Annotated in this window: 10 protein-coding genes and 1 tRNA gene; 5 read left to right on the forward strand and 6 right to left on the reverse strand. The window is 63.0% G+C overall.

All coding sequences use genetic code 11. The features are described from left to right. Window positions 1-6: 6 nt before the first annotated feature. Together PX52LOC_RS06825 and PX52LOC_RS06830 are read right to left on the reverse strand one after the other, a co-directional pair. Window positions 7-609 carry a DUF1579 family protein gene (locus PX52LOC_RS06825; protein WP_149109383.1) on the reverse strand — a complete coding sequence of 201 codons (603 nt, stop codon included), beginning with the start codon at window positions 607-609 and terminating at the stop codon, window positions 7-9. 17 nt (window positions 610-626) lie between these two features. After that, window positions 627-1,646 carry a DUF1559 domain-containing protein gene (locus PX52LOC_RS06830; protein ID WP_218575289.1) on the reverse strand — a complete coding sequence of 340 codons (1,020 nt, stop codon included), beginning with the start codon at window positions 1,644-1,646 and terminating at the stop codon, window positions 627-629. Between the two features lie 267 nt (window positions 1,647-1,913). Here PX52LOC_RS06830 and PX52LOC_RS06835 point away from each other — a divergent pair, with 267 nt between their 5' ends. Together PX52LOC_RS06835 and PX52LOC_RS06840 are read left to right on the forward strand one after the other, a co-directional pair. Then, window positions 1,914-5,345 (forward strand): PVC-type heme-binding CxxCH protein, encoded by a 3,432-nt coding sequence (locus tag PX52LOC_RS06835; RefSeq protein WP_149109384.1) that lies wholly within the window; start codon window positions 1,914-1,916, stop codon window positions 5,343-5,345. A 234-nt stretch (window positions 5,346-5,579) separates the two neighbouring features. After that, window positions 5,580-6,107: a pyridoxamine 5'-phosphate oxidase family protein gene (locus tag PX52LOC_RS06840; protein WP_149109385.1), complete on the forward strand. Its 528-nt coding sequence runs from the start codon at window positions 5,580-5,582 to the stop codon at window positions 6,105-6,107. A gap of 52 nt (window positions 6,108-6,159) precedes the next feature. Here the strand turns inward: PX52LOC_RS06840 and PX52LOC_RS06845 are convergent, their stop codons facing one another. The 3 genes from PX52LOC_RS06845 to PX52LOC_RS06855 all read right to left on the reverse strand — a co-directional run bounded on the left by PX52LOC_RS06845 (window position 6,160) and on the right by PX52LOC_RS06855 (window position 8,262). Further along, entirely contained in the window at window positions 6,160-6,993 is an 834-nt protein-coding gene (locus tag PX52LOC_RS06845) for a metallophosphoesterase (protein ID WP_149109386.1), read from the reverse strand. A 277-nt stretch (window positions 6,994-7,270) separates the two neighbouring features. Beyond that, window positions 7,271-7,344, reverse strand: a tRNA-Pro gene (locus PX52LOC_RS06850). A gap of 81 nt (window positions 7,345-7,425) precedes the next feature. Beyond that, window positions 7,426-8,262, reverse strand: coding sequence for a ParB/RepB/Spo0J family partition protein (locus PX52LOC_RS06855; protein ID WP_149109387.1), 837 nt, complete (start codon window positions 8,260-8,262; stop codon window positions 7,426-7,428). A gap of 623 nt (window positions 8,263-8,885) precedes the next feature. Between PX52LOC_RS06855 and PX52LOC_RS06860 the strand changes: the two genes are divergently transcribed. Together PX52LOC_RS06860 and polX are read left to right on the forward strand one after the other, a co-directional pair. Beyond that, window positions 8,886-9,968: a PseG/SpsG family protein gene (locus PX52LOC_RS06860; protein WP_149109388.1), complete on the forward strand. Its 1,083-nt coding sequence runs from the start codon at window positions 8,886-8,888 to the stop codon at window positions 9,966-9,968. 119 nt (window positions 9,969-10,087) lie between these two features. Beyond that, window positions 10,088-11,833 (forward strand): DNA polymerase/3'-5' exonuclease PolX, encoded by a 1,746-nt coding sequence (gene polX / locus PX52LOC_RS06865; protein ID WP_149109389.1) that lies wholly within the window; start codon window positions 10,088-10,090, stop codon window positions 11,831-11,833. On the opposite strand, the gene PX52LOC_RS06870 is transcribed toward polX, so the two are convergent. Next, window positions 11,826-13,076 (reverse strand): pyridoxal phosphate-dependent aminotransferase, encoded by a 1,251-nt coding sequence (locus PX52LOC_RS06870; RefSeq protein ID WP_149109390.1) that lies wholly within the window; start codon window positions 13,074-13,076, stop codon window positions 11,826-11,828. The two genes, polX and PX52LOC_RS06870, sit on opposite strands and share 8 nt — an antisense overlap. A 603-nt stretch (window positions 13,077-13,679) precedes the next feature. On the opposite strand from PX52LOC_RS06870, the gene PX52LOC_RS06875 reads away from it, so the two are divergent. Next, window positions 13,680-14,903 (forward strand): hypothetical protein, encoded by a 1,224-nt coding sequence (locus PX52LOC_RS06875; RefSeq protein ID WP_149109391.1) that lies wholly within the window; start codon window positions 13,680-13,682, stop codon window positions 14,901-14,903. Window positions 14,904-14,916: the final 13 nt, after the last annotated feature.

A 14,916-nucleotide genomic window follows, 5' to 3' on the forward strand; every position in this document is an offset into this window, starting at 1 on the left:
CACCGGTTACTTCTTCGTCATCGCGAGTTCCATCACCTGTCGTTCCGTGCCGTCGGCGGCAATCGAGAACTGCTTGTGGACGATCTTCTTGCCGTCGTCTTCCAAGGTCGTGATCGTCTTCGACTTTCGCATTTCCGGTTCGGCCCCGAGGCCCGAGCCGAAGAGTTCGATCTTCTCGCCCGTGAACTTCTCCTTGCTCTTGCGGAAGGACATCCGCGTCTGGCGGGAGTCGATCCAGCTACTCGTGAACAGGGCCGTGTCCGGCTCGAAGCCGATCACGCCCGTCCCGGTGGACTTACCGGCCGTCCCCTCGAACGTGAACTCGGACCGCAAGAATCGACCCGCGTGGATCATTTCCTGCTTACAGGTTCCCTTGCTCACGCTCGGTTGACCACCGTCCCGCGGGAAGAACTTCTTCTCGACGGCCCAGTCTCCCACGAATTTTTCAAGGAACTTCTGGCCGGCACCGGGACCGGACCTCGGTTCGAAGGCTTGTTGCGGATCCTTCTTCGCGTCGTCCTTTTTTCCGGGCGGCGGTTGTTGCGCCCCGGCCAAAATGGCCAGGGCGAAAAAGCACGCCATGACGGTGATCGCACGCCATTGCCTCATCGTCGGTCCTCAGGGAATTAGAAATCGGTCGGGGTTACTTCGCCGCCGTTGCGACTGCCGACGGCCCGCCACGCATAAGGGTCGATCGTGTTCCGGACCGTCCGCACAGAACCGTCCATGAACAGTGCGTTCACCACGCCGGTGTGGAAGCTCCGGGACGTGACGGCGTCGAAACTAATCCGCGTCGGCGACCCTTCGTTGCCGGACAGTTGGTCCACATCGTAGTCGGTCCCCGCGCTGTTGTAGATCACTTTCGTGTTCGGCGGCAGGACGAACGTCATACCCATGTGGAAGGTCTGGGCTTCCGTCCAGCCGGTGTGGCCGCTGGGGGTGGTACCGAGGGTGCCGCCGAGGGCGACGACGTCTGCGGCAGTCGGGTTCGGGATCGGCGTTGTGGCCGGCAGGCTGGCATTTGACTTGAGGTTATAAGTGTACGCCTTCACCTCGGCGAACCCGACGGTGTTTGAGGTGCCGTCCGTAATACTCGCGACGCTGACACTGTTCGTCAGGCTCGTCGAGAAGGTCATGGCCCCGTCCCCGCCCTGGCCGGTCGTCGGGTTCCAGGCCATCCAGGTTCCGACGGCCGCGGCATAAGTGGTCGGCCAGCGGTTGATCGACGACGGACCGGTCGTGCCGGTGGCCGCCTTCTGCATGTCGTTCACTTCGCTCGGGCAGACGTAAACCGGGATTCGCTGCCGGGTGACGATGTCCTGGACGTTGGCGTTCATCGTGAAATCGACTTGGTTGAACGTGTTGCCGCCCTCGATGTATGGCAGGATGCGCGTGTGGGCGGACCATGCGTCGCCGGCGGTGGCATTGGCCGGGTAAACACCCGCGGGCGGGAACCGCCCGTTGGTCAGTTCGTAATTGTGGAGGGCCAGCCCGATTTGCTTCAGGTTGTTTTGGCACTTTGCCCGGGCGGCGGCCTCGCGGACTTTCTGAACGGCGGGGAGTAACAGGCCAATAAGAATTGCGATGATTGCGATTACGACCAACAGTTCAATCAAAGTGAAACCACGGCGAGTGCGAACCAGCATTGCTAATGCTCCGGAAAAGTTATGGCGTCGGTCCCAATTGACCAACATGATACCCGGTCAGATTTTCGAGAGAATGGTAATATACACAGATTCTAGCGATTTGGGGAATGAGAAGACGGCACAATCCGAAACGCTCGAAGCCAGTATGTTGGTCCCCTTTCGCCCGGCCACCCGCGGCGTGTGCCGTTGCTCAGTCCGCCCCTTCTCTATAGCTTGACGAAAACGTCCTGCCCATCGCGCACCCATTCGCCTTTCCCCGGAGTTACCATGTCGCGCTGGAGTCCTGCCGCCTGCGGCCTATCGCTGGCGCTCGGCCTTTCCTTGGTCGCCGTTGCCGTCCCCCCCGAGCAAGAGAAAAAGAAGGGCGGCGACCAAGCCCCGGAAGCAGCCGCGACCCGGGCGCAGATCGAGGGCGGGTTGAAGGCGACCGTGTGGGCGGCCGAACCGCAGTTCCAGAACCCGGTCTGCTTTGCCTTCGACGAGCACGGCAAGTGCTACGTCGTGGAAGGCAACCGCTACAAAGACGGCGTGCCGGACACCCGCGGGCACATGTACTGGCTGGACGAGGACATCAACGCGAAGTCCGTCGCCGACCGCGTGGCGATGTACCAGAAGCACAAATACCCGCAGTACGAGAAATTCGACGACAAGGTCCGCGTCCTTTGGGACAGCACCGGCAGCGGGCATGCCGACCACGCCGAGACGTTCAGCGGCGGGTACAACCGCTTCGAGGATGGCATCGCCGCGGGTGTGCTCGCCCGCAAAGGGACGGTCTACTTCGCTTGCATCCCCGACCTGTACATGCTCAAAGACACGAAGGGCGAGAACAAGGCCGACGTGAAGCAATCGCTCGCCACCGGCTTCGGGGTGCGGGCGCAATTCCAGGGGCACGACCTGCACGGCCTCCGTATGGGTCCGGACGGCAAGCTCTACTTCAGCATCGGCGACCGCGGCTTCAACGTCACCACAAAGGACGGCAAGCGCCTCTACAACCCGGACTCCGGGGCGGTGCTGCGGTGCGACCCGGACGGCAGCAACATGGAGATCGTCCACACCGGCCTGCGGAACCCGCAAGAGTTGGCCTTCGACGACTTCGGCAACCTCTTCACCTACGACAACAACTGCGATAGTGGCGACTCGGCCCGGTGGGTCTACATCGTCGAGGGCGGCGATAGCGGTTGGCGGTGCGGCTACCAGTACGGCACGCACATGCACACGTCGGCCGTGCCGCAGGGCAACCGCGGCCCCTGGAACACCGAGAAGCTCTGGCACCTTCAGCACGAAGGCCAGCCGGCGTACATCGTGCCGCCGCTCGCCCACTTCGGCAACGGCCCATCCGGCCTGACGCACTACCCCGGCGTCGGCCTCAACGACAAGTACAAGGACCACTTCTTCGCCTGCGACTTCACCGCGAGCGCCGGCAACAGCAAGATCTGGACGCTGGCCGTGAAGCCGAAGGGAGCCGCGTTCGAGATCACCGACCTACACCCGTTCGTCCAGCAGATCGTGCCGACCGACTGTGAGTTCGGCCCGGACGGCGCCTTCTATTGGAGTGACTGGCTCGGCGGCTGGGACAAGCCGAACAAGGGCCGCATCTTCCGCGCGACCGACCCGGAGGCGATGAAGAATCCGTCCATCGAGGAGGGCCGCAAACTGCTCGCGGACGGGCTGGAGCAGAAGAGTGTGGACGAGTTGGTGAAGTTGCTCGGCCACCCGATCCAGAACGTGCGACTGGAGGCACAGTACGAGTTGGCGAATAAGGCGAAGGGCGACGAGTCCGTTTCGGACAAGCTCGCGAATACCGCAACTCAGCCGAAGGCGGACCGGCTGGCACGCCTTCATGCAATCTGGTGTCTCGGTATTATCGAGAGCCGCGTGGCCAAGCCCAACAAGCTGCTCCTTGTTGCGCCTGCACTCTTTCAGGACAAGGACGCCGAGATCCGCGTATCCACCGCGAAGACGTTGAGCAAGTACGCCGTCGGGTCGGACAAGCTTCGCAGGAACGAAGTAACTGGAATTCTCTCGGCGCAGTTGGACAAGGAGACGGATAACCGGGTCAAGTCGCACTTGCTCGTCGGCATCGGCGGCGTCTCGTCCGCTCTGCGCGAGCTACGGGCGAACGCCGACAAGGACGTGTATCTTCGGCAGGCCGCAATTCAAGCACTGGTCCAATCCAACCCGCAGACCCAGACCGTTTTCCCGGGCTTCATAAACGGCGCTCCAGTGGAGTGGCAGAAGGTCGTCACGACGACCCCGGAACACCTCGGGCTAGTCGTCGCCTACCGGCGGCTGAGAGCCGCTGATCGGATCGAGGTGTTCCTGAGCAATCCCGATCCGCTCGTCGTGGCAGAGGCCGCCCGCGCCGTTCATGACGACAACATCACCGAAGCCATGCCCGCCCTAGCGGCGCTACTCGACAAGCCCGGCCTGCCGGAAGCGGTCGCGTTCCGGGCCATCAGTGCGAATGCCAAGGTCGGCACGCCGGAAGCCGCGGTGCGCGTCGCGAACTTCGCGGCCCGGTCCACCGAAGCCGACCCGCTCCGCGTCTCGGCCCTCAAGCTGCTCGCGGAATGGGCGAAGCCATCACGCCGCGATTCCGTCACCGGGATGAGGCAGGAACTACCGGACCGTGACCCTGCGATTGCCGTCAACGCCCTGAAGCCGGTCATCGCCAAGGTGTTCGCCGGGTCGGACGCGGTTCGCAAGGAGGCCGTGCAGGTCGTGTCGAAGCTCGACATGAAGGAAGTCGGCTCGCTGCTCGCGGCCATGGTCGGTGACGAAAAGCAGTCGGCCACGACGCGGGCTGAAAGTTTGTTCGCGCTGCAATCGCTCAAGGCGAAGGAACTGAAGGCCGTCGCGGAGGCGGCACTCAAGTCGCCGGAACCCCGCCTGCGGGCCGCGGCGCGAGTCGTGGCCGCGAAGGCGAACGAGGCCGTCGCCGCTCAGGAATTGCCGCGGTTGCTCGAGACCGATTCGGCCAGCGTGATCGAGAAGCAGATGGCCCTCGGCGTCCTCGGCACCATGAAGGAGTCGAAGGACGTGGACGCCGCCCTCGCCGCGTGGCTCGACAAGCTCATCGCCGACAAAGTCCCGGCCGATCTGCAACTCGACCTTCTCGAAGCGGCTGAAGCCCGCACCACGACGAAGGGACTGAAGCTCCACGCCCCCCTGCGGGAGAAGTTGGCCGACTACGACAAGGCCGTGCGGGCGAAGGCCGGGCAAGATTTGGTGAAGCGCTACCCGGACACGCTCGCCGGCGGGGATGCCGAGAAAGGGCGGGCGATTTTCCTCAACAGTGCGGCCGTCTACTGCCAACGCTGCCATAAGCTCGACGGTCAAGGCGGCGACGTCGGCCCGGTCTTGAACGGCATCGCGGCCGTGAAGGACAAGGATCGGACGTACCTTCTGGAAGCGATCGTGAACCCGAACGCGAAGATTGCGGAGGGCTTCCAGAGTGTCATCATCGAGACGACCGACGGCAAACAGGTTAGCGGCATCATCAAGAAGCAGACGCCGAAAGAGATCACGCTCATCACGGCAGACAACAAGCTCATCACGATCCCGGCCGACGACGTGGACGGCAAGCCGAAGCCGGACAAGTCGGCAATGCCGGACGACCTGTACAAGAAGTTATCCCGACGGGAGCTCCGCGACGTGGTCGAGTTCCTGGCAGGGTTGAAGGAGCCTGAGAAGAAGTAACAGAACTTTCAGCCGCAGTGCGGCGTCAGTCGGTAGCCCAGGGGCACAAGCCCCTGGTAGAAGTTGGTTAAAAACGAGCCCCGGAAGGGCAGCAGAGTCCACATCTGCCGCCCCTCCGGGGCTCGTTGCTGCGCGGACCTTATCCGGGGCTTGCACACCTGGCTACCGACCGCCCGGGCCCGCGGCTCAGAATTATTCCTCATTCGGCGTCCCGGTTGCTCATTGAATCTGACTATGAGCAACTCAACACTATCCCCCCCGACCGCCCCGACCCACGATCTCGCGAAACTCGTGGAACTCGTCAAAGACGTCCGCGTGGCGATGATGACGACTCACTCGCCCGACGGTGGGAAGTTGCATTCCCGCCCAATGTACACTCACAAGATCGACGCCACCAAGTTCGACGGCACCCTCTGGTTCATGACCGACATCGATTCGCCGAAGGTCGAGGAGTTGGTCCAACACCACGACGTCCTCCTGACATATGCGGCCCCGGAGAAAAATCGGTACGTCGTCGTGAGTGGCGAAGTGTCGGTCGAGAAGAATCCGGAAGTGGCCCGCGAACTCTGGAACGTCCACGCGAAGGGTTGGTGGCCGGGCGGACCGGACGACCCTAAGCTCGGGTTGATCCGTGTTCACGTCACGTCGGCCGAGTACTGGGACGGCCCGTCGAAGGTGTCGTACTTGTTCAGCTTGTTGAAGGCCGTCGTGAAGGGCAACCGCGTCGATGTGGGCGGCGAGCACGGTAAGATCGAGACGTGAACGATTGAGAACGAGATCGCGACGCACCCGCCGATTTTCGGCGGGTGTTTTTTTATGCGACGGGGGAACGCAGAGTGAGAAGGGTCAACTCCGGCCGGCAGTGAAATCGAACTGGTAAGCCGGATACGCCCAAACCGCGCGACACGTAGACTCTCGTCTCCGGGGCTTGCACCAGGCCCGCCCGGTATTTTCGGTCCGTTTCCGAATACAGCCACGGCGAACCGACCAACGGCAATCGGACCTGTCCGCCGTGGGTCGCCCCACTCAGAACGAGGTCAACGCGGTTTCCTTGGATCGTATCCGCGAAGGCGGGGTTGTGGCTGAGCAAAACGCAGGCGTCGCCGTATGGTATTCCCCGCAGGGCGTCGTTCAGTTCCGGCCGGCCTGCTTCCATGTCGTCCACGCCGGCCAGCCAGAAGCGGTCTTCACCCCGCTTCAGGTTCACACCCGCGTTGGTCAGCTCGACGATTTTGGCCCGGTCCATTTCGGCCCGCGTCTCGTCCACCCCGAGCCGGTAGTCGTGCGTGCCGAGGACGCCGAAGACGCCGAGGGGTGCCCGGAGTTTGCCCAGTTCCGCGAAGCACGGCCCGATGTGCCGACGGTCCCGCAAGGCGTAATCTCCGCCCAGGAGGATCAAGTCCGGGTCGAGCATCCGGGTGGTCCGGACGATCGTGGTGAGGTGATCGGCTTCGGTGTACGGGCCGTGCAGAATGTCGCTGAGGAAAGCGACCCGCAGTCCGTCGAACGTCTTCGGCAGTCGCGAGAGCGTGACAGTCGGGCGTTCGACTCGAACGTGGACCGCCTCGTAAAAGCCATAGCCGGTCCCGCCGAGGGCCAGGGCGGCCGACGCGGAGGCCAGGAGTTTGATGCACCGTCGACGATTCATGCCCTACGTCCCGTGCAAACCGGATTCCAGGTGATATGAGCCTAACCGAAGTGCCCCCCGCACTGCCAGGGGAATCGCGCCAATGTACGGCACCAATGGTGGAATTGCCGGCATAACCACCACACAGGCGGGTGGGGTGATAACAGGTGTTAACACTTGCGGGGCGATTTCGGCTCTGGGCCAAAATCCTAGAAGTGACCTGGCGAGCCGAGCACCGTGAGGTGCTCGGCTCGCCAAACGAAAACGGCTCCCTAAATGGGAGCCGTTCGTTGAGGAGTCGGGGCGGCCGGATTCGAACCGACGACTTCCTGGTCCCAAACCAGGCGCTCTACCAGACTGAGCTACGCCCCGAATCGACGCTGACGTTACTATCGTATCGAATCAGAAGACAGATGACAGGGCAGAAGGTTCACGACTTCCGCCCGGCAACTTTTAACGGTTCAACAAACTCAGGATTCGCTCGAAGTCGTCGTTCGAATCGAAGTCAATCACGATCTGCCCTTTCTCCTTCGCCTTCACCTTGATCTCGACCCGGCTGGCGAACACCTTCCGCAGGTCGTCTTCCAGGCTGGACACGTGGGCCGTCTTCTCGGCCGTCGGCTTCTTTGCTGCGGCCACGGGGGCGGGCGTCTCTTGTTTCTGGTGCTTCACGAGTTGCTCGAGGGCGTGGACCGACAGCCCTTGCAGCAGCACGAGTTTGCACAACGCCGTCTGTTTCTCGCGTTCCGGGACGCCCTTCAGTACCTTCGCGTGGCCGAGGCTGATCTGCCCATTCCGGACGGCCGCCTGCACCTCGTCCGGCAGCGTGAGCAGGCCGAGGAGGTTGCTGATCGTCGAGCGGTCGAGGCCGAGCTTCGTGCCGAGTTGGTCCTGCGTGAGCTTGAACTTTTCGAGGTAGTCCTTGAAGCCCTGGGCTTTTTCGATCGGGTTCAGGTCGGCCCGTTGGATGTTCTCGACGAGGGCCGCTTCAAAGACTTCCTGGTCGTTGAAATCCACGATGTGGACCGGCACATCCTTCAAGCCCGCTTGCTGGGCGGCCCGCAGCCGGCGCTCGCCGGCGATGAGTTGAAAGTCGCTGCCGACGCGGCGGACGACCAGCGGTTGCAGGACGCCGTGGGTCTTGATGCTGTCCCGCAGGTGAGTGAGTTCGTCTTCGTCGAACTGCTTCCGCGGCTGGTACGGGTTCCGCCGAATGGCCTCGACGCCGAGGCTACCCCGGTCGCCGGTGTGGTGTGTTTCCTTCCCCGTTCGTGCCTTCGTCGCTTCCATGCCGACCCCCTAGTGAGCGGTCCCTTCCCCTGGGACCAACCGGCGGCGTCATACCAGAGCCGCCACTTTTGGGAAGATCGACTCCGGGCACCGTGACCAGAGACTCGCCGCGAGCGTCAAAGTCCGCATGTTCCACGTGGAACACCTGACCCGGAAAGTAGGCCGACCGAGCCCCGTTGGGCTACTCAACCCGTGGGAAGAATCCCGATGGGACGCCGCGGTTTTTCGAACGCGAGGTAGTCGGTCTCGGTTCGGCCGGCCTACATTTCAAGCACTCTGTGCCGATCCTTCAAGTGGCCTTGTCGCCTCAGAAATTTTTGCGTTACCATCCGCCCGTTCGATCGATGGCCGGAACCATCGGTCGGATCACCCGACGCCGCGGACCGGAACCCGCTGCGTCGGGGAGGGGCCTTCGGAACGGCCCCCCGGAGAAGAGGTGTCTTGAAGACGGACGCGCCGCTGGGTTCGCTCGCGAACTCGACTCACATTTGCGCCCGCCCCTTCACACCACCGGATGACTGACTGAAACGACACGATCCGACGCCCGCCCGCCGTCCGCAATTGCGCGAACGTCGCCGCGCCGCGGTCGTGTCTACAATCTGACCGTCTGGAAGGGCGCTCGCATGGAAGTGAAGCGTGGACCGATTCTGTTTCGTTGCGACGGCACACAAGAGGGCGGCTGGGAGTCGCTCTACCAGTGCCTCTCGTTCGCAGCCGCACTCCAACGGCGGCGGCGGGGGACGCACTTCTTCAGCTACCTCGATCCGCTCTCCCTGGCGCACGTCATCAACCGCGCCAACAACGACTGGACCGCGGCCGAGCATCAAGTGGGCGTGGGGAACGACGTCGGCGTGACTGTGAACCTCGTTCGCAAACTCGGGGCGGCGGCGGTCGTAGTGTGCGGCGATCACGTCACGCCGGACTACCTCGAAGAGTTGCGGGCGGCGAAGGCTTTCGTTCTCGTCTTCGATTCGAAGGCCGGCACCGTCATCCCGTCGGACCTGGTGGTGAACCCGTTCCTCGCCCCGCCGAAGAAGAGCTTCCAGGTGAAAGTCGGCGGGCAGATCCTCGTCGGCCGCAAGTACGCTCTGGTTCGCGGCGTCTTCCGTCGGCAGCGGACCATCCGGGCGACGGAGCAGCCCGCTCCGTTCCGAGCGATGGTGGCCTTCGGCGACGACGACGCCGGAGACCAAACTCTGATGCGGACCGAGCAACTGATGCAGATCCCGAAGGTGGAAAAGATCAGCATCCTGGCCCGCTACCACCACCCCCGGTTCGACGAGATCAAGGAGTTCTGTGCGAACAGTGGCGGCCGCGTGGAGGTCATCACCGAGTCGAAGGAGATGATGACGCGGCTGGTCCGCAGCCACTTCGCCCTGACCGGCGGCGACACGTGGTCGCTGGAAATGTGCTGCACCGGCCTGCCGCAGCTAGCAATCAGCCACGGGGCGAAGCACACGGCCAACGCCAAGCGGATGGACGACGAGGGCATGGCCACCTTCATTGGCGAGTCGTCGAAGGTCACGTTCGACGGGCTGAAGGAAGCCGTGGACACGCTCCTCGACGATCCGATGGAACGGCTGAGCATGTCGCGATGTGCCCGCAACCTCGTGGACGGCCGCGGCGGCGACCGCATCGTGAACGGGATGGAGATCATGCTCCACACCCCGGCACGGGCGCTGCCGTTTGTCGCGAAGGCGGCGTAGTCGCGATTCGGTTGACCTCGACGAAACACCCACGCTGGCCGTGGGTGTTTTCATTTCCCCGGACATCGCCGTGAGGGTCGGTTCTCGCGTATGCTGATCAGCACCCGCGGAGACCGGACATGACCAAAGACGACATCGCGAACGCACTGGACGAGATCGGCACCCTCTTGGCCCTGAAGGGCGAGAACGACTTCAAGTGCCGGGCGTACCACGCGGCGTCCCGCACCATCTCGCAACTCGAAGAGGACGTCAACAAGCTCATCGCCGCCAAGCGACTCGGCAGCGTCCGCGGTATCGGCGAGGCCCTCGTCGAGAAGATCACCACCCTCGCGACGACCGGCAAACTGCCGTACCTCGAAGAACTCCGCGCCTCGATCCCTCCAGGCTTGTTCGACATCCTCCGCCTACCGGGCGTCGGGCCGAAAAAGGTGAAAGCCCTCCACGACGCGCTCGGCATCGACAGCCTCGCGAAGTTGAAGACCGCGTGCGAGGCCGGCGAGGTCGCGAAGTTGAAAGGCTTCGGCGAGAAAACGGCCGAGAAGATGCTTGCCGGGATCAACTTCCTCGACACCGTCGGCAACCGTGTCCGCTTCGACAAGGGCTTCGCGCTCGGCGAGCAACTCCTCGACCGCATCCGCACCTTCCCCGGCGTGATCCGGGCGGAACTCTGCGGCAGCCTTCGCCGCCGCCGGGACACGGTCAAGGACATCGACATCGTCGTGAGCACCGAGCCGGCCAATGCCGCGGCGATCATGGAGGCGTTCGTCAAGCTCCCGGAAGTGATGCAAGTCATCGGCCAGGGGCCGACCAAATCCAGCATCGTCGCGGAACTCTCCCTCGGGCAGAGCAAAGTCGTGCTGAACGCCGACCTGCGGGTGGTGACGGACGAGCAGTTCCCGGTCGCCGTGCTGCACTTCACGGGCAGCAAAGAGCACAACATCCGCCTCCGCCAACGGGCCATCGAGCGCGGCTACAGTCTGAACGAGTACGCCCTGACCGGCGGACCTAAATCGTTCGCCGACGAGGCCGCCATTTACAAGGCGCTCGACCTCGTCTGGGTTCCGCCGGAACTCCGCGAAGACACCGGCGAGATCGAGGCGGCCGAGAAAAACGAACTGCCCGAGTTGGTGGAAGTGAAAGACATCCGCGGCGTCTTCCACAACCATACGACCGAGAGCGACGGTACGGCCACCCTGGAAGAGATGGCCGCAGCCGCTCAGGAACTCGGCCTCGAATACCTCGGCATCGCCGACCACTCGCTCTCGCTGACAATCGCGAACGGCCTCTCGCCGACCCGCGTGAAACGGCAGTGGGCCGCCATCGACACGCTCAACAAGAAGCTGAAGGGCCTGACGATCTTCAAGGGTTCGGAAGTGGACATCCTCGAAGACGGCTCACTCGACTTCAACGACGAACTGCTTGCCGGGTTCGACTACGTCGTGGCCAGCGTCCACACTCTCTTTGCGTTGAGCGAGGAAGCGCAAACCGCTCGTGTCTGCAAGGCCCTCTCGCACCCGGCGGTGACGATGCTCGGCCATGCGACCGGGCGATTGCTCCTCCGCCGCGAGGGGTACAAGCTCGATCTAGACAAGGTGCTGGAAGCGGCCGCGGCCCACGGCAAGATGATCGAGATCAACGCCCAACCCGACCGCCTCGACCTGGACTGGAAGTACGTGAAGCGGGCAAAGGCCCTCGGCATCCCGCTCGTCATCAACCCCGATGCCCACTCAACCGACGGGCTGGCTCTCTACCCCTACGGCGTGAACGTCGCCCGCCGCGGTTGGCTGACAAAGGCCGAGGTGTTCAACACGCGGTCGGCCGCGGAGGTGACGAAGGAGTTAGTCCGCAGGAAGAGCGTCAGTTGAGGCGGTACTTCGGATTCGCGACCAGATACGTTTCCACCCGCTCCGTCTTCGTCACCGCGTCGCGGAAGAAGTGGACCGCCTTCACCAATCGGTCGTCCGGTTCCGCACACGAGAAGCGCAGGAAGCCGCAGCCGGCGTCGCCGAAGCACTCGCCGCCCAGGCACGCCACGCCGACGTTGTCGTCCGCCCCTTCCAACAGGTACATCGCTAGGCCGTGCGATGTGATGCCGAGCCGCTGACAGATCGGGGTAACGTTCGGGAAGACGTAGAACGTGCCGACTGGCATCGTCACACTCACGCCCGGCACCTGCTCCAACTCGCGGACGAGAACCTCGACCTTCTTCTGGAACTTTGCCATCACCGCGTCGCGTTCGGCCGCGTCGTTCTCCAGGGCGGCCTTCCCTGCGAGTTGCACGATCGGCGGCACGCAGGACAGCGACGAGTTCACCATCTTCCCGATCAGTTGCACGACATCCGGCGAGCCGACGGCGAAGCCGAGCCGCCACCCGCTCATGCTGTACGACTTCGAGAACGTGTACGCCCCGACGCACTGCCCCATCATCCCGGACTCGGCGAGTATGCTCTGGTGCCGGCCCTGCCAGACCATGTGACAGTACGGCTCGTCGCTCAGCAGGGCGATGTTCTTGCCGCGGATCAGATCCGCGATGGCTTTCAGATCGTCGCCCGTTGCCACGCCGCCGGTTGGGTTGTGCGGCGAGTTGAGAAAGATCGCCTTTGGCCGCTTCGCCGTTTTCAGGAACTGCTCCACGTCCGTCGGGTTCGGCCGGAAGGCGTTCTCTTCCTTCAAGGACGCGAACACCGGCACGCCGCCCCGCCGCAGGACGTTCGGGACATACGTCGCGAAGGTCGGGCTGAACAACAACACCTCGTCGCCAGGTTCGAGGAAGAGTTCGCAGAAGTACGTCTCGAAGACTTTGGCCCCCGGCCCGACGACGACGTTCTCGGCCGTGGCCGGTATGCCGAACTCGTCCCTCACGAACTTGGCGGCCGCCGCCCGGAACTCTGGCAGGCCGAGCGACGGACAGTAGTGCGACTGCCCCCCGTCGATGGCCGCCTTACCAGCCGCATTGGCGTGGGCCGGCGTCGGGAACGGGCTGTCACCGATCTGGAGTTCGACCACGTCCTTGCCGGCTGCCTTCAGCTTTCGGGCGATGGCGAGCACGTCGAACGCGACCTCGGTCGTGAGGTTGGCCGCGAAGGTTGAGACTGATGGGGTGATCATAACCAGATGTTAGTAGAACCGGGGTTCACCATCACCGGGTAGGTATATTCCAGCGCGCCGAAGGAGCCCACCATCGGAAGATAGTTCTTGTTCATCTCAGAACTTCGTCTGTAGAATCAACGCACAAATTTCCTCTTCCGGTTGAGTGCGCCCATGTCCCTCTTGGTTTCCTGTCCCTCGTGCTCGACGATGTTGACCGCCCCCGTTGAAGCGGTCGGACGAAAAGTCCGGTGCCCGAAATGCCAAGCCGCGGTCCCCGTGTCCTCTCCCCAATCGGCGGCAACCGCGGCACGTTCGAAGGATAAAACCGACCCGACAGCCCGCCCGCAGCCTTCGAGTACCCAAAATCAGCTCCCCCGTCGTCCACGCGATGGCGACGAAGACGAGGTTCCGCCGCCCTCACGGCGCTCTGCCGACACCAATCCGAAAGCCGCCACCCGGTCTCGCAAGCCCGCGGCAGCCGTGAACGACGAGGACGCAGAAGACGAGAAACCGGTCCGGTCCCGTCGGCCGAGAAATTCGCGACACGAGGACGACGAAGATGAGGGTGACAATCGCACCCGATCGCGACGGACTCAGAACTCTGGGGGTTCCAAACTCCTGGTGATCGGCCTCGCTTCGGTCATCGCCCTCGCCGGGCTCGGAGCCGGTGCATACTTTCTGTTCGGCGGCAAGAAGAGTTCCACCGACACCGCCCCGGTCGCGGGCGGTCAAGCCTTGATCGGACAAGCCCCACCAACCGATGCCGGGATCAACTGGGTTCCTGCTGAGGACACCGATTTCGCGTTCAAGGCCGCGTTCCCGAACCTTGCAGCCACCCCTTACAACCCGCTCGACGAGATCGCTGACCCGAAGAAACGTGACTTCGCCGCGAGCGTGATGAAGAGCATGAAGGCCAAGTACCTCCAAACTCGCGACGGGAACCGGCGGTACATCATCAACGCCGTTCCCCTTGAGTTGGGCGGGATGCCGCCCAAAGTGTACCTCGAACGACTGGGCAGCGGCCTCTCGCTGATGTACGAAGGATTCACTCCCGAACCCGGTCCGGTCGGAGAATCGGCCGGGCACCCGTGCCAGGACTTCCTGCTGAAGGCAGATGGAAAGGCGAAAGCCCTTCGGGTCGTTGTGACCACCGGCTTGAACTACACTCTCGTCGTCGAAGGTTCCGATGTCTCTCTGGCGGACCCGATCGTGAAAGGCTTCTTCGAACACTTCGCCTCGACCAAGGCCGCCCCTGCGAGCATGACTCCCAAGAGCACCGAACCCGCGCCGACGACCAAGCCGAAAACGCCAACCGCAACGGCCGTCGGCGAATGGAAACCGTTCTCCGGCAGCACGGTGAAATTCGACATGCTATTCCCGGGCGACACCCCCACCACGGTCGGCACCTTTGACCGTGTCACCAATTCGACCCAACGCAATTACATGGAGACAACTTGGTCGAAAGAACAAGTCACTTATGAAAGCTTTGAAGCGAACCAGGGGGGCTTAAAGTTCACGATCACGGCGTTCTTCGACGGCAAACTGAAGCACATCTCGGCCTCCAACGCCCAGGGGAAGCGCATCACCATGCTTCAAGGGGCCATCTACGACAAGGCCGTCCGGCACGTCTTTCGAACGAATCATGGAAATGACTTTCACGATGAAGTGTACTCTCTCACCATGAAATCGGGCACGGGAAAGGTCATCGTTCGGGAAGTGCGGGCGGGCAGCTATTCGTACTTCCTCCGGATCGAGGGCACCACTTCGCTGAATGACGAAGACCCCACCGTCTGGAAGTTCATGAACAGTTTGAAGTGGCCCGCCGATGCGATTGAGAAGAAGTGAGGAATGGAGGTCG

The organism is Limnoglobus roseus (assembly GCF_008254045.1).
In the GTDB taxonomy this organism is placed as follows: Bacteria; Planctomycetota; Planctomycetia; order Gemmatales; family Gemmataceae; genus Limnoglobus; species Limnoglobus roseus.